General features: G+C 44.5%; 20 protein-coding genes. 7 read left to right on the top strand and 13 right to left on the bottom strand.

Features of this window, described 5'->3' with window-relative positions; genetic code table 11:
- The first annotated feature begins 135 nt into the window (after window positions 1–135).
- Window positions 136–1,620, top strand: coding sequence for an aldehyde dehydrogenase family protein (locus tag AACX38_RS09870; RefSeq protein WP_228864117.1), 1,485 nt, complete (start codon window positions 136–138; stop codon window positions 1,618–1,620).
- Between the two features lie 45 nt (window positions 1,621–1,665).
- Here the strand turns inward: AACX38_RS09870 and AACX38_RS09865 are convergent, their stop codons facing one another.
- The 9 genes from AACX38_RS09865 to rlmD form a co-directional block, all read right to left on the bottom strand.
- Window positions 1,666–2,190, bottom strand: coding sequence for a GNAT family N-acetyltransferase (locus AACX38_RS09865; RefSeq protein ID WP_228864116.1), 525 nt, complete (start codon window positions 2,188–2,190; stop codon window positions 1,666–1,668).
- On the bottom strand, window positions 2,190–2,468 hold the full coding sequence (locus AACX38_RS09860) for a type II toxin-antitoxin system TacA family antitoxin (RefSeq protein ID WP_099122446.1): 279 nt from the start codon (window positions 2,466–2,468) through the stop codon (window positions 2,190–2,192). The genes AACX38_RS09865 and AACX38_RS09860 overlap by 1 nt, the downstream gene beginning before the upstream one ends.
- Before the next feature lie 150 nt (window positions 2,469–2,618).
- On the bottom strand, window positions 2,619–4,004 hold the full coding sequence (locus AACX38_RS09855; protein ID WP_099122445.1) for an SLC13 family permease: 1,386 nt from the start codon (window positions 4,002–4,004) through the stop codon (window positions 2,619–2,621).
- A 353-nt stretch (window positions 4,005–4,357) separates the two neighbouring features.
- Entirely contained in the window at window positions 4,358–5,659 is a 1,302-nt protein-coding gene (gene eno, locus AACX38_RS09850) for a phosphopyruvate hydratase (RefSeq protein ID WP_099122444.1), read from the bottom strand.
- A 76-nt stretch (window positions 5,660–5,735) separates the two neighbouring features.
- Window positions 5,736–7,373 (bottom strand): glutamine hydrolyzing CTP synthase, encoded by a 1,638-nt coding sequence (pyrG, locus tag AACX38_RS09845; protein ID WP_099122443.1) that lies wholly within the window; start codon window positions 7,371–7,373, stop codon window positions 5,736–5,738.
- A gap of 212 nt (window positions 7,374–7,585) precedes the next feature.
- Window positions 7,586–7,876 (bottom strand): YciI family protein, encoded by a 291-nt coding sequence (locus tag AACX38_RS09840; protein WP_228864115.1) that lies wholly within the window; start codon window positions 7,874–7,876, stop codon window positions 7,586–7,588.
- Window positions 7,877–7,886: 10 nt separating this feature from the next.
- Complete coding sequence (gene mazG, locus AACX38_RS09835) at window positions 7,887–8,717, bottom strand: nucleoside triphosphate pyrophosphohydrolase (RefSeq protein WP_370630629.1); 831 nt, start codon at window positions 8,715–8,717, stop codon at window positions 7,887–7,889.
- A 6-nt stretch (window positions 8,718–8,723) separates the two neighbouring features.
- On the bottom strand, window positions 8,724–10,961 hold the full coding sequence (relA, locus tag AACX38_RS09830) for a GTP diphosphokinase (protein WP_228864114.1): 2,238 nt from the start codon (window positions 10,959–10,961) through the stop codon (window positions 8,724–8,726).
- A gap of 9 nt (window positions 10,962–10,970) precedes the next feature.
- Window positions 10,971–12,314, bottom strand: a complete 1,344-nt coding sequence (rlmD, locus tag AACX38_RS09825) for a 23S rRNA (uracil(1939)-C(5))-methyltransferase RlmD (RefSeq protein WP_228864113.1) — start codon at window positions 12,312–12,314, stop codon at window positions 10,971–10,973.
- A 53-nt stretch (window positions 12,315–12,367) separates the two neighbouring features.
- Between rlmD and AACX38_RS09820 the strand changes: the two genes are divergently transcribed.
- Complete coding sequence (locus tag AACX38_RS09820) at window positions 12,368–14,725, top strand: ATP-binding protein (RefSeq protein ID WP_099122440.1); 2,358 nt, start codon at window positions 12,368–12,370, stop codon at window positions 14,723–14,725.
- Here AACX38_RS09820 and dgt read toward each other — a convergent pair.
- Window positions 14,709–16,256: a dGTPase gene (dgt, locus tag AACX38_RS09815; protein WP_228864112.1), complete on the bottom strand. Its 1,548-nt coding sequence runs from the start codon at window positions 16,254–16,256 to the stop codon at window positions 14,709–14,711. The two genes, AACX38_RS09820 and dgt, sit on opposite strands and share 17 nt — an antisense overlap.
- A 258-nt stretch (window positions 16,257–16,514) precedes the next feature.
- Here dgt and mtnN point away from each other — a divergent pair, with 258 nt between their 5' ends.
- From mtnN to AACX38_RS09800, 3 genes are all read left to right on the top strand, one after another.
- A complete protein-coding gene (gene mtnN, locus AACX38_RS09810; RefSeq protein WP_099109962.1) occupies window positions 16,515–17,213 on the top strand; it encodes a 5'-methylthioadenosine/S-adenosylhomocysteine nucleosidase in 699 nt (232 codons plus the stop codon).
- Window positions 17,214–17,302: 89 nt separating this feature from the next.
- Window positions 17,303–18,103, top strand: coding sequence for a vitamin B12 ABC transporter substrate-binding protein BtuF (gene btuF, locus AACX38_RS09805; protein WP_228864120.1), 801 nt, complete (start codon window positions 17,303–17,305; stop codon window positions 18,101–18,103).
- A 286-nt stretch (window positions 18,104–18,389) separates the two neighbouring features.
- The gene (locus AACX38_RS09800; protein ID WP_228864111.1) at window positions 18,390–18,797 is read left to right on the top strand and encodes a glycine-rich domain-containing protein; all 408 of its coding nucleotides are present in this window, start codon (window positions 18,390–18,392) and stop codon (window positions 18,795–18,797) included.
- A gap of 313 nt (window positions 18,798–19,110) precedes the next feature.
- On the opposite strand, the gene erpA is transcribed toward AACX38_RS09800, so the two are convergent.
- A complete protein-coding gene (erpA, locus tag AACX38_RS09795) occupies window positions 19,111–19,455 on the bottom strand; it encodes an iron-sulfur cluster insertion protein ErpA (protein WP_099109965.1) in 345 nt (114 codons plus the stop codon).
- 225 nt (window positions 19,456–19,680) lie between these two features.
- Between erpA and hemL the strand changes: the two genes are divergently transcribed.
- Window positions 19,681–20,964 (top strand): glutamate-1-semialdehyde 2,1-aminomutase, encoded by a 1,284-nt coding sequence (hemL, locus tag AACX38_RS09790; protein WP_228864110.1) that lies wholly within the window; start codon window positions 19,681–19,683, stop codon window positions 20,962–20,964.
- A 50-nt stretch (window positions 20,965–21,014) separates the two neighbouring features.
- Here the strand turns inward: hemL and AACX38_RS09785 are convergent, their stop codons facing one another.
- Complete coding sequence (locus tag AACX38_RS09785; protein ID WP_228864109.1) at window positions 21,015–21,755, bottom strand: sulfite exporter TauE/SafE family protein; 741 nt, start codon at window positions 21,753–21,755, stop codon at window positions 21,015–21,017.
- A 222-nt stretch (window positions 21,756–21,977) separates the two neighbouring features.
- Between AACX38_RS09785 and AACX38_RS09780 the strand changes: the two genes are divergently transcribed.
- Window positions 21,978–22,721: an NAD-dependent epimerase/dehydratase family protein gene (locus AACX38_RS09780; protein ID WP_228864108.1), complete on the top strand. Its 744-nt coding sequence runs from the start codon at window positions 21,978–21,980 to the stop codon at window positions 22,719–22,721.
- Window positions 22,722–22,798: 77 nt separating this feature from the next.
- On the opposite strand, the gene mrcB is transcribed toward AACX38_RS09780, so the two are convergent.
- A complete protein-coding gene (gene mrcB / locus AACX38_RS09775; protein ID WP_228864107.1) occupies window positions 22,799–25,279 on the bottom strand; it encodes a bifunctional glycosyl transferase/transpeptidase in 2,481 nt (826 codons plus the stop codon).
- Window positions 25,280–25,301: the final 22 nt, after the last annotated feature.

Genomic DNA, 25,301 nt, shown 5'->3' with positions numbered 1-25,301 from the left:
GTTAAAATATAAACATCACTCTCTTATTTATTGATACAGGCCTTATATATTTAAATCCAAAATTAAGAATAGGCTCAATAATTTTTTTGAATATATGGTTTAGCATACCAAAAATCAAAGTATCTGGAGAATATAATGAAGAAGTTACATGATATCGCAACAGAATTATTACCTGCCAAATCTTATAGAATGCTGATTGGCGGCGAATGGGTAGATAGCACTTCAAAAGAAACCATGAAAAGCTATAACCCGGCAACCGGAGAACTACTAACTGAATATGCAGCAGGAAATGCTCAGGATGTTGAACTGGCTGTCCGGGCGGCAAAAAAAGCTTTACCGGCATGGCGAAAAACTTCAGCTGAAAAAAAGCAATCCCTCCTACTGAAAATTGCCGATTTACTGGAAGCTGAAGCAGAACGTTTTATCACCCTGGAAACCTTAGATGGGGGTAAAACACAATCTTTATGCCGTAATTTTGATATCCCATTCGCTATCGATCACTTCCGTTATTTTGCTGGTGTGATCCGTGCTCACTCTGATGCATCTGATGTCATTGATGAAAATACTCTCAGTCTGGTTATCAGAGAGCCAATAGGTGTCATTGGTCAAATTATTCCCTGGAACTTCCCTCTGCTGATGGCAGCCTGGAAAATTGCTCCTGCTCTGGCGGCGGGTAATACTATCGTTATCAACCCGGCCAGCCTGACGCCTATCACGCTGTTAGAACTAGGCCGTATCATTAATCAGGTTCTTCCTGCGGGCGTTGTCAATATCGTCACAGGCCGTGGCTCTGTTGTTGGTCAGGCTATCCTCGATCATGAAGGCATTGACAAGGTAGCCTTTACAGGCTCAACAGAAGTCGGTTACAACGTTGCCGCTGCCGCCGCTAAAAGACTTATTCCCGCGACGCTCGAGCTGGGAGGCAAATCTGCCAATATCGTTTTCCCTGATGCCAATATGAAAAAAGCGGTCAAATGTGCAGCCCACGCTATTTTGCTGAATCAGGGGCAGGCTTGTGAGTCTGGTGCTCGTCTATTCCTGCATAAAGATATCTATGATTCATTCCTGCAATCATTAAAAACCGTCTTTGAATCTATCCGCGTCGGTGACCCGATGGATCCGGCCACAGAGATGAGCTGTCAGGTCAGTGAAGAGCAGATGAATACGATTCTGGGCTATATTGACCTCGCTAAACAGGAAGGTGCGACCATTCTTACCGGTGGTAAACGCATTACTGGTGCAGGTTATGACGATGGCTTCTTTGTCCAGCCAACGATCCTTACCAATGTCACTAATAATATGCGGGTAGCTCAGGAGGAAATTTTCGGGCCAGTGCTTTGTGTCATTCCTTTCAGTAATGAAGACGAAGTTGTGGAAATGGCTAACGATTCAGAATATGGTCTGGCGGGAGCAGTCTGGACACAGGATATCAACCGTGCCCTGCGTGTCGCAAAAGCCATTGAGGCAGGCCGTATATGGATTAATACCTACCATGAACTTCCGGCTCACACACCATTTGGCGGCTATAAGAAATCAGGACTTGGGCGGGAAACGCATAAAATGATTCTGGATGCCTATACTGAAGTTAAAAATATCTACATCAGTACCAAAGAAGATTAAGTCGTAATATAAAATCAATCGCTCCGTAAAAGGAGTCGATTGATTTTAGAGTTTTCCAGAGACTGACAACGTTGCATAAATGGTTTTGAGCGGTAATACCAGTGTAAGTGGCTCATCATTCAATGGCACTGCACCATATCCTTTATACCAACTGCATACATCATCGTTTTTCGCATCTATCAGCATTGCCACACCACCAACCTGCATCGCTGCCTGTAAGCAACGTCGCCCTGCCGATAACAGTAATTGACCTCCAACACCCTGCCCCTGAATAGACTTATCGACAGCTAGCCGACCTAATCGAAATACTGGAACATCATATCTGCCAAGCCCCGATGTAATTACATCAGGAGTTCGTTCATAAAGAAGTGAAGCAGGGCTGACAGAATAAAAACCATGAATCCGTGTGGGATCACGATTATCAATGGCCAGAAAAGTTTTTGCTGCACCTTTCTCATGATTTTGTCGTGCATGGCGCTGTAGATACTGGTTTAACTGGACATCACCGCAATCAAACGCCGCACGATTATGATGTTTGCTAATGGCTTCCTCATGCCAATCGCTAAACATTACTTTCTCTCCGGCATGGCGAAAGCTGCTGCCAACAATTTAGCATTTGGTTCTGGGGGGTTATCCAGTAACTCCATTACAAGTTTGCTATCACGTTCAGTTAAATGCATTCGCTCTTCATCTTCGACAACTTTTTTAGCAATAGGTAATACATGACTAACGACAAAATCAGTTAAATTAGTTTGCTGAATTGCTGCTGCACGTGCCAGCAAAGATTTCGCATCGGTACTAATGCGTAATGAGATCCTCTCATTGGTTTCCACAATAATCTGAGGCATGATCATTCTCCTTAACTGTATATGTTTCGTACAATTATAAATCTTTTATGTACACTTTCAATACATACAGAAATTAATCAGCAGAAATATTTTTTCCTAAAAAAAAAGGATGCCAACCGGCATCCTCATTTTTCTTGCTATGAATATCAATTAAATCCAGAAGAACCAGGCAACGACAGAAATAATTGCGATACATGCCAAGTTCAATACGATACCCACACGTACCATTTCCGTCTGCTTGATATAGCCGGAGCCATAAACAATCGCATTCGGTGGTGTTGCTACAGGCAGCATGAATGCACAGGATGCACCAATACCAATAATCATAGTCAGCACAATCACCGGCATTCCTAAAGCTTCTGCAACTGTGGCAAAAATAGGAACAAGCAGCGCTGCACTGGCTGTATTACTGGTAAATTCCGTCAGGAAGATAATGAATGCTGCGATAGCAACAATGATCACAAACCACGGGCTTGAACCAAATGTTGTCGCCATACCATTTGCCATCACTTCACTGGCACCAGAGTTTTTCAGGACAGCACTTAATGTCAGGCCGCCACCAAACAGCATCAACACGCCCCATTCAGTGTTATTTTGGATCTGTGACCATGTTGATACACCAGTGATACCAATCAGAATAGCCGCACTCACCGCAATGATGGTATCCAGATCTTTAATGCCACCCAGAGCATCACTGATGATAGAGCTGGAAATCCAGCACACAACTGTCAGCAGGAAAATAAACATGGTGATAACACGTTTACCATTCCATTCCAGATGCTCAAGTTCCAGATCAAATTTATGATTCAGATTCGGACGCAACATGATGTACATCAGCATGACCATAACCGGCAACAGAATAATCACCATTGGTACGCCATATTTCATCCATGTCACAAAATCCATGCCCAGCTGCGCCGCAGCAATTGCGTTAGGCGGACTGCCGACCAAAGTCCCCAAACCGCCAATACTGGCACTATACGCTACACCCAGTAACACAAAGACAAATGTATTACGTTCGGTACGTACATCCAGATTGGCCAAAATACCCAGAATAAGCGGCAACATCATTGCAGCAGTTGCCGTGTTGCTGATCCACATAGAAAGCAGAGCTGTGATACCAAATATCAGCATCACCGCCACTGACAAACGTCCACGGGCAATCAGCAGAAGACGGTTGGCTATCAGTCTGTCCAGACCTTGGATATGTAGCGCTGTCGCCAGTGCAAATCCACCAAAAAATAAGAATATAATTGGGTTTGCAAAAGATTTCAGCGCGTCACCGGTATTCATCAATCCCATTCCAACCGCCAGAATTGGAATACACAGTGCAGTAATTGTGACGTGAATAGCTTCGGTAAGCCATAACACGCCGACAAATGCCATCAATGCCAAACCTGCATTTGCTTTTTCGCTATAAGGCAAAAACTTCAGCAAAGCAATCAGCAAGATGATATCCAGCGCAAGAATAATAAAGCCTCTTTTATTTGAGGGCATCGGCCCGACCGCTGGGGTTAAAGATTCTGAAGCGTCCATGAAGACTCCATACAACAATGAAACATAACTCCGTAATGTATAAATAATAATTAATGAATCATTGCTCTAAATGTTAAAGAATTACATTACATGTGAAATAATAAGGAGTCTGAACGATAAATAAAATACGAGGTGTGCGATTTTGGGATCTGCTACGCGAGATTTGCTTAATTAATAATTAAAAGAGCAAAAAAACAGCATATTTTATGGAGTTATGTCACATTTCTGGTTTTTGAGTTACCTGAATAATTATCTATTATCCGGCAGAGAAAGAAAAGAAGAATAAGGCGAAAGGGTATAACTCTTTCGCCAAATCATAAATAAAATTACTATTTATTGAAGCAAATCAGCAATTATGCCTGACCTTTAACTTCTTGCAGACCATTGAAAGGAGCACGGTTGCCCAGCGCTTCTTCGATACGGATCAGCTGATTGTATTTAGCAACGCGGTCAGAACGGCTCATTGAACCTGTTTTGATTTGACCCGCCGCAGTACCTACTGCCAGATCAGCAATGGTTGCATCTTCAGTTTCACCTGAGCGGTGAGAGATAACCGCTGTGTAACCTGCTTCTTTTGCCATTTTGATTGCAGCCAGAGTTTCGGTCAGAGAACCTATCTGGTTGAATTTAATCAAAATGGAGTTAGCGATACCTTTTTCGATACCTTCTTTCAGGATCTTGGTATTAGTTACGAACAGATCGTCACCAACCAGCTGGATTTTATCACCCAGAACTTTAGTCTGGTAAGCAAAGCCGTCCCAGTCAGATTCGTTCAGGCCATCTTCGATAGAAACGATTGGATACTCTTTGGTCAGACCTTCCAGATAGTGAGTGAACTCCTGAGAAGTGAAAGTTTTACCTTCGCCTTTCAGTTCATAGTTACCCGTTTCTTCGTTATAGAATTCAGAAGCTGCGCAGTCCATCGCCAGAGTGATGTCTTTACCCAGTACATAACCCGCTTGTTCTACCGCTTCTTTGATAGCGGCCAGAGCAGCTGCGTTGGATTCCAGATTTGGTGCATAACCACCTTCATCACCCACTGCAGTGTTCATGCCTTTTGCTTTCAGAACTTTTGCCAGATTATGGAAAACTTCAGAACCGATGCGTACTGCTTCTTTCAGCGTGCTCGCACCTACTGGCTGGATCATGAATTCCTGAATGTCTACGTTGTTATCAGCGTGCTCACCACCGTTGATGATGTTCATCATTGGCAGAGGCATAGAGAATCGACCCGGAGTACCGTTCAGTTCAGCAATGTGCTCGTACAGAGGCATACCCTTTGACGCTGCTGCCGCTTTAGCATTTGCAAGAGAAACAGCCAAAATCGCGTTAGCACCGAAGTTGGATTTATTTTCAGTTCCATCCAGCTCGATCATGATTTTGTCGATATTCGCCTGATCTTTCGCATCCTGACCAGCCAGAGCCTGCGCAATCGGGCCATTTACCGCAGCAATTGCCTTCAGTACACCTTTACCCATGAAACGGGACTTATCACCATCACGCAGTTCCAATGCTTCACGGGAACCTGTTGATGCACCTGATGGTGCCGCAGCCAGACCTACAAAGCCGCCTTCCAGATGTACTTCCGCTTCTACCGTTGGGTTACCACGGGAATCGATGATTTCACGGCCGAGCACTTTAACGATTTTGGACATTAGGTTTTCCTCAGTACAAGTTAAATTCCGGGCAATTGATGGTCACTCAAAAAAACTCCATCAATCGCCCTATATCTTATTTCATCTGGCTTTTCTGGTATTTGCCTGCGGCTTCAACGAAACCGGCAAATAACGGATGGCCATCGCGAGGCGTTGAAGTGAATTCAGGATGGAACTGACATGCCACAAACCACGGGTGATTTGGGTTCTCAATAATTTCCACCAGCTTATTATCGATTGAACGACCAGCAATACGCAGGCCTGCATCTTCAATGCGTTTCAACAATAAGTTGTTCACTTCGTAACGATGGCGGTGACGTTCGATAATATCGTCCTGACCATACAGGTTACGCACCAGACTGTTTTCAGTCAGACGGCACAGCTGGCCACCAACACGCATCGTTCCGCCGAGATCACTCTCTTCGCTACGTACTTCAACGTTGCCGTTCTCATCACGCCATTCGGTGATCAGACCTACAACCGGTAACTTACATTCAGGTTCAAACTCAGTCGAGTTAGCCCCTTCCATGCCCGCAACATTGCGCGCAAATTCAATCAGAGCAACCTGCATTCCCAGACAAATTCCCAGATAAGGGACTTTGTTTTCACGGGCATAACGTGCTGTCATAATCTTGCCTTCGATACCACGGCCACCGAAGCCGCCCGGCACCAGAATGGCATCCAGACCTTTCAGTATTTCAACACCACGGGTTTCAACATCCTGAGAATCGATCAGTTTGATGTTGACGGTCAGACGATTTTTCAGACCAGCGTGTTTCAGTGCTTCAATCACGGATTTATAAGCATCCGGCAATTCGATATATTTGCCCACCATACCGATGGTCACTTCGCCCGACGGATTAGCTTCTTCATAAATGACCTGTTCCCATTCGGACAGATCCGCTTCCGGGCGTTCGATGCTGAATCGATTACAAATATAATCATCTAAGCCCTGAGATTTCAAGAGGGCCGGGATTTTATAAATAGAATCAACATCTTTTAAAGAGATAACTGCTTTCTCTGGTACGTTACAAAACAGAGCGATTTTTGCCCGCTCGTTAGCCGGAATAATGCGATCTGAACGGCAGATCAAAACATCAGGCTGGATACCAATGGAAAGCAGTTCTTTCACTGAATGCTGAGTAGGCTTGGTTTTCACTTCACCGGCTGCTGCCATATAAGGCACCAGAGTCAGGTGCATAAACAGCGTGTTCTCACGGCCTACTTCTACTGCCATCTGACGAATGGCTTCAAGGAATGGCAGGGATTCGATATCACCGACAGTACCGCCGATTTCCACCAGCACAACATCATAGCCTTCTGCGCCACGGATGATGCGGTCTTTGATTTCGTTAGTGATATGAGGAATAACCTGAATAGTTGCGCCCAGATAATCGCCACGGCGTTCTTTGCGCAGAACTTCAGAATAAACACGACCCGTCGTAAAGTTATTGCGACGAGTCATTTTGGTTCGAATGAAACGTTCGTAATGACCTAAATCGAGATCAGTTTCAGCGCCATCTTCGGTTACGAAAACTTCCCCGTGTTGGGTTGGGCTCATTGTACCTGGATCAACGTTGATGTACGGGTCCAGTTTCATAATGGTGACATTGAGTCCACGGGCTTCGAGTATGGCCGCCAAAGAGGCTGCGGCAATGCCTTTACCCAGAGAGGATACGACCCCGCCGGTCACAAAAATATAATTAGTTTTCATGCTGAACCTGAAAGTTTAGGTTTAAAAGGATGATGAATATAACAGGACGGGAAAGCAGTATACCCTAACCTTAAATGCGCTACAAACCATATCTCCTTTATCTATTTAAGTGTAGCAATTTCCAGGAGAAATTAATCACTGCCCAGATCAAAAAAAGTCCGGTTATATCAACATAAACCGGAATTTTACATACCCTATTTATAGGGAAAGCGTTAACTGCGGATAAAGTCAGATAGACAAGCATCAAACTTTACAGGATGAAATTCAATGATTGAATATTCAGCAATATTTTCGCGATAGAACGGATCACTTTCTAACAAAGTATCAAGCTCCTTCCGACTCATGGAGTTAACTAAAATAACGCCTCCATTTCTTGGCTCTTTTGGTCCTGAAGCTAAAAAATGACGTTTCAGGTAACACGTATCCAGAAAGATACGGTGTTCCTCCAAAAAATGCTCAACTTCCGTTAATGGTTTTATATATGTGAGTGTTACGACAAACATGTATCTACTCCTAAACCTGCTGCTTTTTCACCTGTTCCCACATTTTATCCATTTCCTCTAATGTGGCAGTTTCCATTGTTAATCCACTATCGAGGATAAGCTTTTCAACATTGCGAAAACGATTTTCGAATTTCTGGCAGGCTTTCTGGAGTGCCATTTCAGGTTTATGCCCCAAATGACGGGATAAGTTAACTACCGCAAATAACAAATCACCCAGCTCTTCTTCTACGCGCTCATCATCCACAACTGCCTGTTTAGCTTCATCCATCACCTCGTCAATTTCTTCATAAACTTTATCTAACACCGGGCCGACGGTATCCCAGTCAAACCCGACAGAAGCACAGCGTTTCTGGATTTTATAGGCTTTCATCAGTGACGGCAGGCTGGCAGGAATATCATCCAGAACGGAGTGCTGGTCTTTTTCCGCTCGTTCTGCGGTTTTGCGCTGCTCCCAGCTACCGATAGCTTCTTCACTGCTGATACCTGCCTGTTGATTGAAAATATGTGGATGCCTGCGTTCCAGTTTGTTACAGACAGCTTCGCAGATATCATCGAAATCAAACTGTTGTTCTTCCTGCGCCATTTGGGCATAAAACACAATATGGAACAGCAGGTCGCCCAACTCTTCTTTCAGGGCATTGGCATCATTGCGCTCAATGGCATCGATGACTTCATAAGTCTCTTCCAGCGTGTAAGGTGCAATGGTAGCCGAAGTTTGTACCTTATCCCACGGACAACCGTGCTGAGGATGGCGCAACTGCGCCATAATCTCTTTCAGTCTTTCAATGCTTTTCATACTATCAGTCATACTTGCAACTACCGTGGTATTTACTTTATCCATAACTGTTTAATTTCCATGCAGACGTCTGGCTTCAATCACATCAGGCAGTTGATTCAGTTTTGCCAGAACCCGACCCAGCACCTGCAAGTTGTAAATCTCAATGTTCATATCGATAGTGGCCAGTTGCTGCTTCACATCGCTGCGACTACTGACACCTAATACATTCACTTTTTCGTTAGCAAGGATTGTGGTGATATCACGCAATAATCCGCTGCGATCGTTGGCAAGTACTCTCACCACCAGAGAATAACCACTGGAGTAACTTTCTCCCCATACCGCATCCACCACACGTTCTGGCGCACTTGCTTCCAGTTCAGTTAACTGATCACAATCTGCGCGATGGATGGAAATACCGCGTCCGCGTGTAATAAATCCGGTAATCTCATCCCCCGGAATCGGCTGGCAGCAGCGGGCGATATGGTGCATCAGGTTACCTACCCCTTCCACAACAACCCGACCATTATCTTTTTTATTGTTACGAGGAGTAAACGTCTTGCTTTCTAAAGTACGGAGCGCTTCCCGATCTGCCTCTTCCGCTGTAGTTTTATTAAATTTGCTTTGCAGGAAATTCGCCAGCTGGTGAATTCGGATATCACCGACACCAATCCCTGCCAGCACTTCCTCCAGCGAGTTCACGTTATAACGGGCGATCAGCTCTTTTTCTGCTTCTTTAACTGTGACACCCAAATGTGCCAGTTCACTATCCAGCATCTGGCGCCCGGCAATAATGTTTTTATCGCGATCCTGTTTACGGAACCAGTTGTGGATCTTAGCCCGCCCACGGCTGGTCGTGACATAGCCAAGATTAGGATTCAGCCAGTCACGGCTTGGGTTCGGTTGTTTCTGGGTAATAACTTCAATCTGATCACCCATCTGGAGCTGATAACTAAATGGTACAATGCGACCACCAATTTTCGCCCCGATACAGCGATGACCGACATCACTGTGAATGTGATAGGCAAAATCCAGCGGTGTTGAACCCGTCGGTAAATCAATCACATCGCCTTTTGGCGTGAAAACATAAACACGATCATCAAATACCTGACTGCGGACTTCATCCAGCATCTCTCCGGTATCGGCCATTTCTTCCTGCCATGCGATCAGTTTCCGCAGCCATGCAATCCGGCTTTCATAGCTGCCGGATTTACCCCCGCCAATCGCCGTACCTTCTTTATATTTCCAGTGAGCAGCCACACCCAGTTCAGCATCATCATGCATCTGGCGGGTGCGGATTTGGATTTCAAGTGTTTTACCGTTTGGCCCCAACACCACAGTATGGATTGACTGATAACCGTTTGGTTTCGGATTGGCAACGTAATCATCAAACTCATCCGGCAAATGGCGATAGTGAGTATGCACTATTCCCAATGCAGCATAGCAATCCTGCAAACGTTCAACGACAATGCGCACGGCACGCACATCAAACAACTCATCAAACGCCAGCGATTTTTTCTGCATCTTGCGCCAGATGCTATAAATATGTTTGGGACGCCCGTAAATTTCTCCCGAAATCCCTTCTTTGAGCATATAACGGCGCAGCGTCGTGATAAATTTTTCGATGTATTGTTCGCGGTCAATCCTGCGCTCATGTAAAAGTTGGGCAATTTTTTTATATTCATCGGGATGCAGATAGCGGAAGCAGAAATCTTCCAGCTCCCACTTTAACTGACCAATCCCTAAACGGTTGGCAAGAGGTGCATAAATATTGGAGCACTCTTTTGCAACCAATACCCGTTCATCTTCACTCGCATCCTTAACTTCCCGCAGGTAGGCGATCCGCTCCGCCAGTTTAATAATCACACAGCGGAAATCTTCTACCATTGCCAACAACATCCGGCGTACATTATCCACCTGCACTGAGCAGGTAGCATCGGTATGCGTGGCTTTCAACTGGCGGATAGCATCCATTTCCAGCACACCATGAACCAGATCCACGATGGGTTGACCAAACGTTTCTGTCACAGTTTCGCTGTTAAGTAGACGGGCATCAAGAAGGGGAAAAAGCAGTGCCGCACGCATACTGTCATTATCCATGCTCAGTGTGGACAGAATTTCCACCATTTCAACCCCACGCCACAATAGCAACTCGGCATTAGGGTGATTCTGAACTTTTTCGTGACAGTAATGCCATGTTTCGGCTAATTTTTCACTGGATTGTGGATTAACAATATTTAAACTCGCAATCCACTTATCGACAGCAAATTCACCTGCCGGTGTGAGATGAGCACTTCTTACTGCAACCATAATTTCTCCCTACTCGATAGTCATCGGCTCTCGGCTGAATAAAGCCATAGATTCCAGATGACCGGTGTGCGGAAACATATCCAGCATCCGCACACTGACAAGATGATAACCGGCCTCCAGCAGAACTTTGCTGTCCCGCGCTAGGGTTGTGGGATTACAAGAAACATAAACCACTTTTTCAGGGGCCAGTTTTACTATATGTGACATGACACCAGCAGCACCTGCACGAGCGGGATCCAATAATACTTTATTGAAGCCCTGTGCGGCCCACGGCTGCTGATGGATATCCGATTCCAGATTTTCGTGGAAAAAATTGACGTTACTAAGCCCATTTAACCGAGCATTATATTGCCCGCTTGCAACCAATGCCGCAACGCCTTCCACACCAACAACCGCCTGAACTTTAGCCGCTATTGGCAGAGTGAAATTTCCCATACCACAGAAGAGATCCAGTACGCGGTCTTCCGGCTGCAAATCCAGCCATGAAAGGGCCTGAGCGACCATTTTCTGGTTAACCGCATCATTCACCTGAATAAAATCCTGCGGGCTGAATACTAATTTTAAACCATCCACCTGATACCACGGCTCAGATTGCTCTTCTTCAGGAGACAACGGCTCAAGAGGAGTTTCATCGCCAGCCAGATAAATCATCACCTGATTTTGCTTCGCAAAAGCCCGCAGTATTTCTTTATCTTCATGCTTTATGGGGGCTAGATGACGTAAAACAACTAACGGGCCATTATCTGCCAGCACTAATTCAACATGTCCCAGTCGTTTCGCCACTTTCAGGCTGTTTAAACACAGGGATAGAGGCTGCAATAATTTTTCCAGTTCAGGGTGCATGACCGGGCAATGTCCGATATCCACCAAATCATTGGTCTGGCTCTGACGGAATCCCATCACTAATTGACCCTGTCTGGCCTGATATTGCAGGCCAAGCCTTGCCCTGCGCCGATACCCATACTCAGGGCTGTGAATAATGGGCTGCGCGCTGATACTGATACCAGTCTCCCGCTGGATCAGATGTTCCAGTACACTGGCTTTCGTTTTTGCCTGTAACTCAGGTGCGACATGCTGCTGCTGGCAACCCCCGCACATTTTGAAATGTGGACAGCGCGGATTCACACGAAACGGGCTGTCTGATAAACGTTTTACCACTTTGGCTTTAGCAAACTGGCGTTTCTCTTCTGTCAGTTGAACTTGCGCCTGCTCACCGGGCAGTAACCCCGGAATAAAGATCGTTTTTCCTTGATGGCGGGCAATACCCTGCCCCTGAGCATCAAGATTGTCTGCGGTAACGGAAATAATGCTTCGGTTTACGGAGCGGCGATTTGGGGAGTAAAATTGCACCATGATTCTGACTGACTTTGAAAAATTGAGTTTTGATTTTCCCACAATGGATGCTTATGACCAAATATAGCCTGCGCACCCGTATGATGAGCCTGATTTTGGTTCCTGTCTTATTGGTCGGAACACTTGTGAGTATATCATTTATCTCATACCGCTATTATGAGTTGAAGAGCCTGATAGTCCGCAGTGGGATCAGCATTATTGAGCCTCTGTCCATTGCCAGCGAGGTAGGAATAAATCTGGATAACAGTAAGGGCGTAAAATCACTGATAAATCGCCTCCATCGCCGGAATTCTGAAATCGTTATGGCCATTGCAATTTTTGATGAACACCATCAGCTGTTCGAAATTTCCAATGATAAATATGATGTCAACCTGTTGCGACTCAGGCCGAATGATCCTATTCCGACAACACTGACTAAAGAAGAAGACAGCAACAGCATTATCCTGAAAATGCCGATTATCTCGGAAAGCAGCGCTTCTAACGGGTGGCCGGAAACACCACATAAACCCGTCCCCATCGGTTATATCGCCATTGATTTGGATTTACGGGCCGCTCAACTCCAGCAATACAAGGAGATTGCAACCTCTATCATTTTGCTGATCCTCTGCCTCGGCGGAACGGCATTGTTTGCCCATATTCTGGTGCGTAAAGTTACAGAGCCTCTGGAATGTATGGTCAAAGCCGTTAACCGTATCCGGCAGGGGCAGTTGAATACACGAGTAACGGGAGCCATGCCGGGCGAGTTATCCGCACTTCAGAATGGGATTAATACCGTCGCGGAATCGCTGTCAAAATATAAAGACGAAATGCAGTTGCATATCGATCAGGCGACTTCTGACCTACAAATTACAATGGAACAGTTGGAAATTCAAAATGTGGAACTGACTATCGCTAAAAAACGGGCACAGGAAGCAGTCAGGATAAAAACCGAATTTCTGGCGAATATGTCTCATGAACTGCGAACCCCGCTTAACGGTGTTATCGGTTTTACCCGCCAGATGCTGAAAACACCGATAACCTATCAACAGGCAGAATATCTTCATGTCATTGAACGTTCCGCCAACAATCTGCTGAAAATCATCAATGACATTCTGGATTTTTCTCGTCTGGAATCCAATAAACTAATATTAGATCAAATACCTTTCTTACTGCGTGATACCGTCAATGAGGTGATCGAATTACTGACACCTTCTGCCAGTGCGAAAAATCTTCCCCTGCACCACTATATCGATGACCAGCTACCAAACCTGATGATTGGTGATCCCATCCGTTTGCAGCAAATACTCACTAACTTAATTGGCAATGCGATTAAATTCACAGATGAGGGCAATATCACACTGGAAATAAAGCTGCGCCAGCAAAGGCACCATATGGTGCAAATCGATTTTACCGTAACTGATACCGGGATTGGTATTAAATCAGAGTACCGCCCCATTCTGTTTCAGGCATTCAATCAGGCCGATGCCAGCATTACACGTCATTACGGCGGCACAGGGTTAGGGTTAAGCATTACCAAGCGACTGGTTAATGAAATGGACGGAGAAATCGATTTCATCAGTGAACCCACCAGAGGGACGGTCTTTTATTTTGATATCTGGCTGGAAAAAGAGGAGTTCCTGTTAGATTCAGTGCCTGCACATTTATCTCAGCCCCACTCGTCATTCCGCCTGCCTATGACGGTTATGGCTGTCGATGATAATCCGGCTAATCTGAAATTAATCGGCACACTTTTAAGCGAACAAGTGGATAACACTATTCTGTGCAGCAGTGGTATGGAAGCCCTGAAAATGGCGAAAAAACATTCTCTGGATCTCATCCTGATGGATATTCAGATGGCAGATATGGATGGAATCCAGACTTCAGAGCAAATTCATCAATTGCCGGAACATAAACAAACCCCCATTGTTGCTGTCACCGCTTTTATCTGCGATGAAACCTGCAATCAGGGACATTCTCCTTTTATCGACTGTTTGTCTAAACCACTGGATGAGGCTCGCTTAAAAGACTTACTGCATCAGTATAGTCCAACCAAAAAACCACAAGCCATAGACTGGAAACTGGCTTTACAGCAAACCGCCGGCAAAGAATCACTGGCGCTGGAAATGCTGGCAATGCTGGTGCAATCTCTGCCGGAGATGAAAACAAGAATTGAGCAGGCATTGACCGTGGAAGGTGAAGCCCACCGTAAACAGTTTTTGCATCATGTTCATCAGCTGCACGGCAGTTGCTGCTATAACGGCGTACCTAAATTAAAGATGATTTGCGAACTGATCGAAAAACAGTTAAAGCAGAATATTTCTCTGGCTGATTTAGAGCCTGAACTACTGGAGTTTATTGACGAAATCGACCATGTTATTGCGGCAGCTCCTGACATACTGAGAGCCGCCAGAGCACTCACTTCGATACCATAAACTTGCGATACTCCTCATAAGCATAATGGTCTGTCATGCCACTAATGTAATCCTGAATCAGACGTGCCCGATAGTAAAATTCGATCACGTCTTTTTCAGTTTCGTCAGTGGCAATAATTCCCTCTACCGCTTCGTTATAAGCCAGCCGGTGTTTAGTTGAAAGCTTGTGTAACAGGCGGGTTTCGATAAAGTATTTTGTGTGGAAGTTATTCTGATGTAACTCCCAGAAATCCTCTCGGGATAGTTCCAGTAACGGGCTATAAACATCCAGCAAACCGGTAATAATCCGGTAGCCCTGTAATTCCAGTTCTTCCACTTCCGGGTGATTGAATACCCGTTTGCGCGTCACGCTCTTTAAGGTACTCAGTAAACGGTGCTCTTCGCCGTTGGCTTCCAGTAAAGCATAATTGAAAGTTCCGGCATAAATTTCCGGTAAATGCTCAATAAAACGCTGTGCCGTATAAGGGACTAATTTACCGGTAATAAATACCCGTAAATACATAAAAAATTGTTCGTGGATATTGCGGCGGGCTTCATTATTGGTTGTTTTTTTATAAGCCTGAATTACCGTCGATTCGAACAAATCGCCTTTATGGTGACCACCATTCTCTTTCCATTCCTGTTTCAGGTATTCCACCAGCTGCTCAACATTAAAAATACCTTTCTCAACCGCATCATCCAGATCAGCGATACAATAAGAAATATCATCGGCAGCTTCCATAATATAGGTCAGTGGAAAACGGCAGAAATCTCCCAATTGCAGCTCTTTCTTTAATTCACGGATAAAACAATCTTCTGACCAGTAATAGCCTTTTTTCTTCATCAGGTAACTGAATTCTCCCGGAGATTCTTCGAGACGATAAGCCGGACAGGTATATTTGAGAATACAGCCGATTTGAGCATACGTCAGATTCAGTTTAAGCAGACTGTGTGCCAGCCGGATAGCCTGCGCGTTTCCTTCAAACTGGCATAGATCCATCCTCAACTGGCGTCGGAACAGATCTTTTTTCTCTTCTCCACTCAAACACAGTGCTGCAACCTGACAATTATCCTGCCGATTGGCCTGTTCGGTCTCAGGTAATTCAGTCTCAGGTAAATAGTCAGGATCTAACCGGCGGGAGAACCAGTCCTTAATCGCCGCCTCACCAAAATGACCAAACGGGGGATTACCGATATCATGCATCAGACAAGCCATCTCAATCAGGCTTTCAAAAGCACTCAGACGCTCACTCAGCCCATATTTTTCCAGCAAATTCTGTTTAGTCAGTTCGGCAATAATCGTTTTAGAGATATAACGACCAATTTGCTGCACTTCCAGTGAATGCGTTAACCGGCTGCGCACCGCCGCATTACGCTCCAGCGGAAACACCTGCGTTTTCTGCTGCAACCGCCGGATAGCCGCAGAGTTGATGATCCGCCCGCGATCACTTTCAAACTGCCGGTTTATCTGATCTTCATTAGCATCAGGGATGGAAGCGTTTCTGTACTTACGCTGAAAATTCAGTTTTTGCTTGAAATCAATCTTAGGCATCAATCCCCCCATATCGAATGATATGATTATTTATGGTCGGAACCTCCGGCAGGCGATTATATAATGATACACTGCCACATTAATCAGGCCTATACCCGTCGTTTTTCAAGCTGCCTCTTTGTTGGCTACGCTCACTCACCCCAGTCACATAGTTTTCTATGCTCCCGGGGATGTGTTCCCTCGCCGCCGCGATGCAACTCGAAATCCATAGGGTATATATGAATAGGCACAAACTAATAACAAAAGAGAGTATGACACATGAAAGTAGGTGTAATAGGTGCAATGGAACAGGAAGTGACTTTGTTACGCGACCAGATCGAAGGTCTGCAAACATTGTCGCGCGGTGGATGTGAGATCTATACCGGTAAACTGAATGGTGTTGATATCGCCTTGCTGAAATCCGGTATCGGTAAAGTCTCTTCCGCACTTGGCACTACTCTGTTAATTGAACACTGTCAGCCGGATATCGTAATTAACACTGGTTCAGCAGGCGGTCTGGATCCGAAACTGAAAGTGGGTGATATTGTGGTATCTGAAGAAGTACGTTACCACGATGCTGATCTTACCGCTTTTGGTTATGAACCGGGCCAGATGGCGCAATGCCCTGCCGCATTTATTGCTGATGAAAAATTAATTACTTTAGCTGAAAAATGTATTCAGTCTCTGGAACTGAACGCCGTCCGTGGTCTGGTTTGCAGTGGCGATGCCTTTATCAACGGTTCAGAACCACTGGCACGTATCCGGGCGACTTTCCCGAACGTTGCAGCGGTTGAGATGGAAGCCGCAGCTATTGGTCATGTTTGTCATCAATATAAAGTGCCTTTCGTTGTTGTTCGCGCTATTTCTGACGTTGCAGATCAGGAATCTCATATTAGCTTTGATGAGTTTCTGGTTGTCGCGGCACAGGAATCCACACGGATGATCAACGCAATGCTGACTGAACTCAGCAAGCAGTAATTGATTAGAGCCTATTTTATAGGCTCTAAAGTCTGGAACATCACTTAATGAAATTCTATTTGAAAACCACCGCTTATCACTCGGTCTGGATGGTATTCTTATTTCTGCTGTATAGCTTTTTAAGTGTTTTCAGTGCGCCACTGTACGCAGCAGCGTCCCGTGTTATCAGCCTTGCCCCCTCCACCACTGAACTTGCCTATGCCGCAGGCATGGGTGATCAGCTTGTCGCTGTCAGTGCTTACTCCGATTATCCTGAAGCAGCAAAAAAACTGGAGCAGGTCGCAAACTGGCAGGGTATCAATGTTGAGCGGATCATCGCCCTGAAACCTGATTTAATCTTGGCATGGCGCGGCGGTAATCCACAAAGGCCACTGGAGCAACTCGCTGCACTCGGTATTCCGATTTTTTACTCTGATGTGAAAAAAGTAGAGGATGTTGCCACTGATTTAGAGCGGCTGGCAGCCTATAGTTCACATCCGGATACAGCCAAAAAAGCCGCTGCGGATATCCGGCAAAAATTCAGTCAGCTAAAACAAACTTATGCCAAAGCAAACCCTACACCAGTATTTATCCAATTTGGTATAAATCCAATTTTCACTTCATCCAGCCATACCATTCAGAGTGAAATTGTTTCTGCATGTGGAGGCAGAAACATCTTTGCCGATAGCCCCGTACCGTGGCCTCAGGTTAACCGTGAACAGGTTCTGGTGCGCAAACCGGAAGTCATCGTGATGGGCGGAACGGAAGATCAAAAACAGCGAGTAGCCGAATTCTGGCGACCACAGTTAAATGTCAGAATTGTCACCATCAACGATGACTGGTTCAGCCGTGCCGGACCAAGGATTATTCTCGCAACTGAGCAATTGTGTCAGCAATTAACACTGTTTTAAAAATAAGAACTCAAACATTACTGCTTCATTATTTTTATATTTTAAAATCTCTTTTTTCTGGTTATAATCCACACATCGATTTTATACTGGTAATTATTACTAATATAAAATTGATATCACAAAAATAACTTATGTTATTAGAGGTATTAATTATGAAAAGAACACGCAAAATAGCTAAACCATCAGCCTGTGAATAATCTCATAAACTTTTTTTGTAAATAAAAAACAGGAATAGGATTAGCTCCTATTCCTGCGTTATCTATGTAAAATAAAAAGGATTACTAAAATGACAAAAGAAGAATTTACTGAAAATGTCAAACTCCTTGATCTTACGTGGATTATTAAGAAAATCACCCAAAAAGACCCGAATATAGCTAAAGTATGGACAGAAGAGGGAGCAAAGGATGCAATGGAACAGTATAAAAATTTTATGTTTCTTCTATATAAATATAAAGGCAAGAATATAAAAATTGTTCCATCTATCGAAGTAGATGAAATATGGCATCATCATATTCTTGATACTCAGCGTTATCAAAAAGATTGTCAAAATATTTATGGTCACTTTATGCATCACTCCCCCTATTTCGGATTGAGGGATGATAATTATCTCAAAGAATTAAATAAAGATTTTATGATAACTCAAGAGCTTTATTTCAAAGAATTCGGGGACTATATGTACGAAGTTGACTTTTAATCATTAAATAAACTTAATTACCATCTACCTCTAATAATTAAATTTATATAAATGAAATTACTTAGAACAATAAGCGCAATGAAAAAATGACTGAACGTGAAAAATCCATAAATTTGATAACACCTTAAGGGCAACGTGAACGTTGCCCTTAAGTTTTATACACTTCGTCTTTCAAGCTGCCTCTTTGTTGGCTGCGCTCATTCACCCCAGTCACATAGTTATCTATGCTCCCGGGGATGAACTCCCTTACCGCCGCGACGCATCTTGAAATCCATTGTGTATACATTGAAATGAGAATGTTCAATGTACCCAATCAGATACTAAAAGAAGAGCCACAACCACAAGTCGTTTTTGCGTTCGGATTAGTGACGATAAAGCGGGAGCCTTCCAGACCTTCGGTATAATCGACACAGCCGCCTACTAAATATTGCAAGCTCATCGGGTCAACGACCAGTTCAACACCCTGTTTCTGAATTGTCATATCACCTTCGTTCATTTGGTCATCGAAAGTGAAACCATACTGGAAACCGCTACAACCACCACCTGTAATATAAACCCGCAAACGCAGATTCGGGTTCTCTTCATCAGCAACCAATACTTTCACTTTGTTGGCTGCGGCATCAGTAAACTGCAAAGGTAATGCAGCATCATCGCTCATATTTTTACTCCAGTCCGGTTTTCCGGTAAAAATTCTCGGAAAGTTACTGTATACCCAATAGGGGGCATAAACCTTCAGATCAGTTAGCGACGATTATCTAATACCTGACTGATTCGTTCAAGTTTTGCCAGACATACTTATCCTTTACTTCTAATTTGGCTTACCTATTAGGGTGATTTAGAATGGCAAATCTACATATCTGTTGTCTTTCAGGAGCATTGATTAATGAGCCAGTCCGAAACACTTTACTCTCAGGCAAAACACGTTATCCCCGGCGGTGTAAACTCTCCGGTGCGCGCTTTCAATGGCGTTGGCGGTACACCTGTATTTATCCAGAGCGCCAATGGTGCCTATCTTTATGATGTCGATGGTAATGCCTATATCGATTATGTCGGTTCATGGGGACCGATGGTTCTGGGACACAATCACCCTACTATCCGCAACGCTGTCATTGAAGCTGCTGAACGTGGTCTGAGTTTTGGTGCTCCTACAGCTGCCGAAGTAGAAATAGCAAAACTGGTAACAGAGCTGGTTCCTTCAATGGATATGGTTCGTATGGTGAACTCAGGCACGGAAGCAACGATGAGTGCCATCCGCCTGGCTCGTGGTTATACTCAGCGCGATAAAATCATCAAATTCGAAGGTTGCTACCATGGTCACGCGGATTGCCTGCTGGTAAAAGCCGGTTCCGGTGCCCTGACTATCGGACAGCCAAATTCTCCGGGAGTTCCTGCTGATTTCGCCAAACACACTCTGACCTGTGTCTACAATGACTTGAATTCAGTGCGTGAAGCATTCGAAAAATTCCCGGAAGAAATTGCCTGTATTATCGTCGAGCCAGTTGCCGGCAATATGAACTGCATCCCACCGCAACCTGAGTTTTTGCCGGGGCTGCGTAAACTGTGTGATGAATTCGGCGCTCTGTTGATTATTGATGAAGTAATGACAGGTTTTCGTGTTGCTTTAGGTGGTGCACAGGAATATTACAGAGTTAAGCCTGATCTCACTTCTCTTGGAAAAATCATCGGTGGCGGGATGCCTGTCGGTGCATTCGGTGGCCGTCAGGAAATTATGGAAAAACTGGCCCCAACCGGCCCTGTTTATCAGGCAGGAACCCTTTCCGGAAACCCGATTGCGATGGCAGCAGGTTTAGCCTGCCTGAAAGAAGTTGCTCAAATTGGAGTCCATCAACGCCTGAGTGAACTGACGGATAAACTGGCAATGGGATTAAAAAATGCAGCTGCCAAAGCTGATATTCCTCTGGTTATTAACCACGTTGGCGGTATGTTCGGTATTTTCTTTACCGATGCGGAAAGCGTTACCTGCTATCAGGATGTGATGAAATGTGATGTTGAACGATTCAAACAGTTCTTCCATTTAATGCTGGATGAAGGCATTTATCTGGCACCATCCGCATTCGAAGCCGGTTTTATGTCTATCGCTCATTCAGAGGAAGATATTCAGCGTACCATTGATGCTGCTGCTCGTTGTTTCGCTAAGCTGAAATAATCTGTTTCCCATAACACCGTAATTATTATTACGGTGTTATAGGTTAATCTTCACACCAACACCCGTATCGCCTGAATTGCAGACATTACTGCCAGTACTCCCAACAGAATAAGCATCAGCCAGCGAAAATGCTGTGCACTGATCCGAGTTCTCAGACGAGTACCAATAAAGAGAAAAAGGACAGATAATACGGTCAGTAACAATACTGGCCATAAATAATCCGAAGAGAATAGTTCAAAGGCTTCGTTACGTAATACGATCAATTGGCTGATTTTGCCGAGCAAAAAACAGAGATTAGCCGCCCGCGCGATTTCATGACGATCACTGCTCATTGCCAGCAGGCACATTATCAATATAGGTGACATGGCATTTGTCGCCCCACCGATAATACCCGCCACCAAGCCGAATAGTGACAAAATAACCGGATTTGTAGATAAACGGAGGTTCGTGCTACGGATACTATTGATAATGTAAAATGCAATAATTCCACTTAATAGTAATTGCAAATAAGCCGGATTAACCAGAAATAAAAGTTTTGCTCCAATAAAACTGCCGACTAAGGAAAATAGTGCCAGCAAACTGTATTTATGTAATATCGGGCCAATTTTCCCACCGGATATGACACTTAACAAATTGACCAATAATGTTGGCCATAAGGCTAAAACTACGGCCTCTTTTAATGGCATAAATAGACTTAATGCCGTTGTACTGGCAATGGGGAAGCCAATACCGCTGATGCCATGTAATAAAGCAGCGGTAATAAATAGTAGAGATAAGATAATAATATTCATAAATTGAAATTTTTTATATTTTACTAAAAATATCCTGTAATGGATCATAACCCATGATACTTTGATTATGAGCATTCAGGACTAAAAAACCATACAGAATAGAAATAATCACTTCTGAGAAAAATAAATTTAAAATATGCTTACTTCATACATATGTCAAAAATTTCGTGTATAAAATCACAACAACATTTCATCTGAAACTAGACAGGATCAAGAAAAATAATGTCAAAACGTACTATTTTGTTAACTGGAGCAAGTGGGCGTATAGGACGGACTTTTTTTCTGGCAATGCAAGATCGTTATATTTTCACTCTTGTAGATCAAAAACACCCTGACTATCACATTCCTGCCCCACATTGTTTCATACTGGCTGATTTATCTAATCCCACTGTTGCCGAAGAATTAGTTTCTGATGCAGAAAATATTATCCATCTCGCCGGTATTCCTTATGCAAATGCAGAGTTTGAAGATTTATTACCTGCCAATATCTTAACCACAAATTATCTACTTCAGGCCGCAGCCAAATCACTATGCCGCCGTTTTATTTTTGCCAGCAGTGCACAAACGATTGAAGGGTATCCGATAGATAAGCAAATACCTGACAATATTGCGACATCACCTGCCAATATATACGGTGTAACAAAATGTTTTGGGGAAGCGCTTTGTTCCTATTTTGCAACCCAGAAAGGTTTGTCTTCCATTGCAATTCGCATAGGTGCATTTGAATTTAAAGATAATCACGAACTGAAAACTGCCCGTGACCTCAGTGCATGGCTCAGCCCAGATGATGCAGTTCAGTTAATTACTTGTGCCATTGAAGCAGAAGAAATTACGTTTTTTATTGCTCACGGCATTTCTGATAATCGTTTTAAACGCCTTGATTTAACTGAAACAAGAAAAGTGTTGGGATATTCCCCAAAAGATGATGCATTTCAAACATTTGATCTACGTTTATTCGAATCTTGATATATGCTTCAAAATTAAATTCCCCACCTGTAAAAGTGGGGAATTACATGTAATTACAGCCTATTAAAGATAACTCTTTACTGTCCAAACATCTCTTTCAGCCAGCCCGGAGCCTCTTCTTGGCCCTCCTCAATTGGCTGCTGTACGGATTGCTGACATAACGCCTGTGGATCATCGGTCCAGACCGGTAACATTCTGATACCACCACCTTCGCAGTTAAAAGAACCATCTTCATTAACTGACATATCGACAATACCTTCCGGAGCACGATTATCCAGCGCCAATGGAGTCTCATTCGCCAGATAACGTTCGTAAATCTTCAATGCTCCTGTTGCTCCGGTCAGTTTGGTCGGCTCATTGTTATCTAATCCAGCCCAAACAATAGCGACCTCTTTACCATCGATTCCGGCAAACCATGTATCACGCAGGTTATTGGTGGTTCCCGTTTTTCCCGCCAGATTATATTTGCCATATTTTCCGGTCAGAGAACGGCCTGTTCCCCGTGCCACAACCTGCTGCATACCATATAACGTCAGATAAGCTGCCTGAGCAGGTACGGCTCTTTCCGCCTGTGGGTAACTCTGGTAAACCACTGTGCCATCTTCAGCAATGATAGAGCGCAGTGCGGAGAGTTTGGCCCTATTTCCTCCACTGGCAATGGTCTGAAACTCCTGAGCCATTTCCATCGGGGTCAGATTTATACCTCCCAGCAACATTGCCGGCACTTTCTGAATCTCTTTAGCAGGAATGCCCAGTAACACCAAGGTATTGGCGATATGATCCAATCCCACGTCCAGCCCCAGATTGACTGTCGGAATGTTGATTGAACGTGCCAGCGCATCAACCAGCATCACTCGTTCGCTGAAATTACGGCTGAAGTTTCTCGGCTCCCACGGTTCCCCCCCCGCCTGAGGTATTGAGATAGGTTCATCCGCCAGCCAGGTATTCAGGCGATATTTATCAGGTTCACTCAATGCAGTCAGATAAGTTGCAGGCTTGGCAAGCGAACCGATTAAGCGACGCGCATCCATAGCACGGTTAAAGCCCGGATATTGTGGCTGCGAGCCTCCAACCATTGCCCGGACTTCGCCACTGAAACGGTCAACAACAACCATTGCACCTTCCAGATTAGGCACCGGACGATTTTTATCTTTGCGCAATGCCGCAATACCGTTTTCTATCGCATTTTCAGCCGCATCCTGCGCCACTGGATCTAATGTAGTGAAGATTTTGACACCGGATAAATCATCAATCTTCTCACCCAGCTTTTCTCGTAGTTCCTGACGTACCATCTGCATAAATGCAGGTTGAGGTGCTATCACAGCGCTTTTCGATTTTACACCGAGTGGACGCGCACTTAACAGGTCATACAGCTCCTGATTAATCACTTTTCGATTCTGGAGAATTTTCAATACGACATTACGACGTTCCAGTGCACTTTTAGGGTTACGCCACGGGTTGTAATACGAAGCTCCTTTAACCATCCCTACCAACAATGCCTGCTGATCCAGACTCAGCTCATTAATCGGACGGCCGAAATAGTAAAGACTCGCTAACGGAAAACCGCGGATCTCTTCATCGCCACTCTGCCCCAGAAAAACTTCGTTCAGATAGAGTTCGAGAATGCGATCTTTGCTGTAGCGAGCCTCCAGCAGTACGGACATTAAGGCTTCATTGGCTTTACGACTGAAAGTCCGTTTATTCGTCAGGAATAAATTTTTGACTAATTGCTGGGTTAAGGTACTGCCTCCCTGAACTGCACGACCTGCCAGCAGATTTTCCAGCGCAGCACGAGCAATCGAAAGTGGCCTGATACCACCATGTTCGTAGAAATAGCGATCTTCCGTTTCCAGTAAGGTCTGAACCAGTAGATCAGGAAAACCGGAACGTGGAACAAACAAACGCTGCTCACCGTTCGCAGACTGCATCATTGTGATAAGTTTTGGATCAAGACGGAAGAAACCAAACTGGCGCTGGTTCTCCATGTTTTCAATACTGGTTAACTGATTGTCATCGAAAGTCAGACGAGCCTGAATCTGGCCTTCTTTGCCATCAGGAAAATCAAATGGCCGACGCAGCATTTCAATGCTATTGCCTCTGACCACAAATTCACCTGCGCGGGTTATTTTAGTCACCTGCCTATATTGCATGCCTTCCAGTAACCGAATCATTTCGACCTTACTGTAATTCATGCCGGGTTCAAGATTTACCATACGGCCATATACCGCCGCAGGGAGCTGCCACACTCTACCATCAATGCGATGGCGGATTTTGCCATCCAGATAAAAACCATATATGCCAATGAGTACTGCCAGCACAATCAAGATTTTCAATAACAGCAGCCAGATCCATTTACTTCCTTTTTTTACCTGAGGAGATTTCTTCCCTTTCTTCGTCATGAGTTCCTCCTCATCATCGGTGTCATTTTCGTCTTCAACATCATTATATTCATAATCATCATAGTCATCCCGCCGATGACGTTTGTTTGCCTGACGCCCACGACGATGTTTTGATTTTTTACCCTTACGTCCGATTGGCTGACGATCATCATCAGACATACCGAATTCTCCAGTTAAATGC

The organism is Xenorhabdus sp. PB30.3 (assembly GCF_963895965.1).
In the GTDB taxonomy this organism is placed as follows: Bacteria; Pseudomonadota; Gammaproteobacteria; order Enterobacterales; family Enterobacteriaceae; genus Xenorhabdus; species Xenorhabdus stockiae.
The sequence above is the reverse complement of the archived record's forward strand: the minus strand, read 5'-3'. Positions and strand labels throughout refer to the sequence as shown.

What these genes read in the sequence shown, in the direction of transcription:
- AACX38_RS09870 (WP_228864117.1), top strand. Translation starts at nt 136, where the DNA reads ATGAAGAAGTTACATGATATCGCAACAGAATTATTACCTGCCAAATCT.
- AACX38_RS09820 (WP_099122440.1), top strand. Translation starts at nt 12,368, where the DNA reads ATGACCAAATATAGCCTGCGCACCCGTATGATGAGCCTGATTTTGGTT.
- AACX38_RS09785 (WP_228864109.1), bottom strand. Translation starts at nt 21,755, where the DNA reads ATGAATATTATTATCTTATCTCTACTATTTATTACCGCTGCTTTATTA.
- btuF (WP_228864120.1), top strand. Translation starts at nt 17,303, where the DNA reads ATGGTATTCTTATTTCTGCTGTATAGCTTTTTAAGTGTTTTCAGTGCG.
- AACX38_RS09840 (WP_228864115.1), bottom strand. Translation starts at nt 7,876, where the DNA reads ATGTTTGTCGTAACACTCACATATATAAAACCATTAACGGAAGTTGAG.
- relA (WP_228864114.1), bottom strand. Translation starts at nt 10,961, where the DNA reads ATGGTTGCAGTAAGAAGTGCTCATCTCACACCGGCAGGTGAATTTGCT.
- hemL (WP_228864110.1), top strand. Translation starts at nt 19,681, where the DNA reads ATGAGCCAGTCCGAAACACTTTACTCTCAGGCAAAACACGTTATCCCC.
- mrcB (WP_228864107.1), bottom strand. Translation starts at nt 25,279, where the DNA reads ATGTCTGATGATGATCGTCAGCCAATCGGACGTAAGGGTAAAAAATCA.
- dgt (WP_228864112.1), bottom strand. Translation starts at nt 16,256, where the DNA reads ATGCCTAAGATTGATTTCAAGCAAAAACTGAATTTTCAGCGTAAGTAC.
- AACX38_RS09800 (WP_228864111.1), top strand. Translation starts at nt 18,390, where the DNA reads ATGACAAAAGAAGAATTTACTGAAAATGTCAAACTCCTTGATCTTACG.
- pyrG (WP_099122443.1), bottom strand. Translation starts at nt 7,373, where the DNA reads ATGAAAACTAATTATATTTTTGTGACCGGCGGGGTCGTATCCTCTCTG.
- mazG (WP_370630629.1), bottom strand. Translation starts at nt 8,717, where the DNA reads ATGGATAAAGTAAATACCACGGTAGTTGCAAGTATGACTGATAGTATG.
- AACX38_RS09860 (WP_099122446.1), bottom strand. Translation starts at nt 2,468, where the DNA reads ATGCCTCAGATTATTGTGGAAACCAATGAGAGGATCTCATTACGCATT.
- AACX38_RS09855 (WP_099122445.1), bottom strand. Translation starts at nt 4,004, where the DNA reads ATGGACGCTTCAGAATCTTTAACCCCAGCGGTCGGGCCGATGCCCTCA.
- rlmD (WP_228864113.1), bottom strand. Translation starts at nt 12,314, where the DNA reads ATGGTGCAATTTTACTCCCCAAATCGCCGCTCCGTAAACCGAAGCATT.
- AACX38_RS09865 (WP_228864116.1), bottom strand. Translation starts at nt 2,190, where the DNA reads ATGTTTAGCGATTGGCATGAGGAAGCCATTAGCAAACATCATAATCGT.
- mtnN (WP_099109962.1), top strand. Translation starts at nt 16,515, where the DNA reads ATGAAAGTAGGTGTAATAGGTGCAATGGAACAGGAAGTGACTTTGTTA.
- AACX38_RS09780 (WP_228864108.1), top strand. Translation starts at nt 21,978, where the DNA reads ATGTCAAAACGTACTATTTTGTTAACTGGAGCAAGTGGGCGTATAGGA.
- erpA (WP_099109965.1), bottom strand. Translation starts at nt 19,455, where the DNA reads ATGAGCGATGATGCTGCATTACCTTTGCAGTTTACTGATGCCGCAGCC.
- eno (WP_099122444.1), bottom strand. Translation starts at nt 5,659, where the DNA reads ATGTCCAAAATCGTTAAAGTGCTCGGCCGTGAAATCATCGATTCCCGT.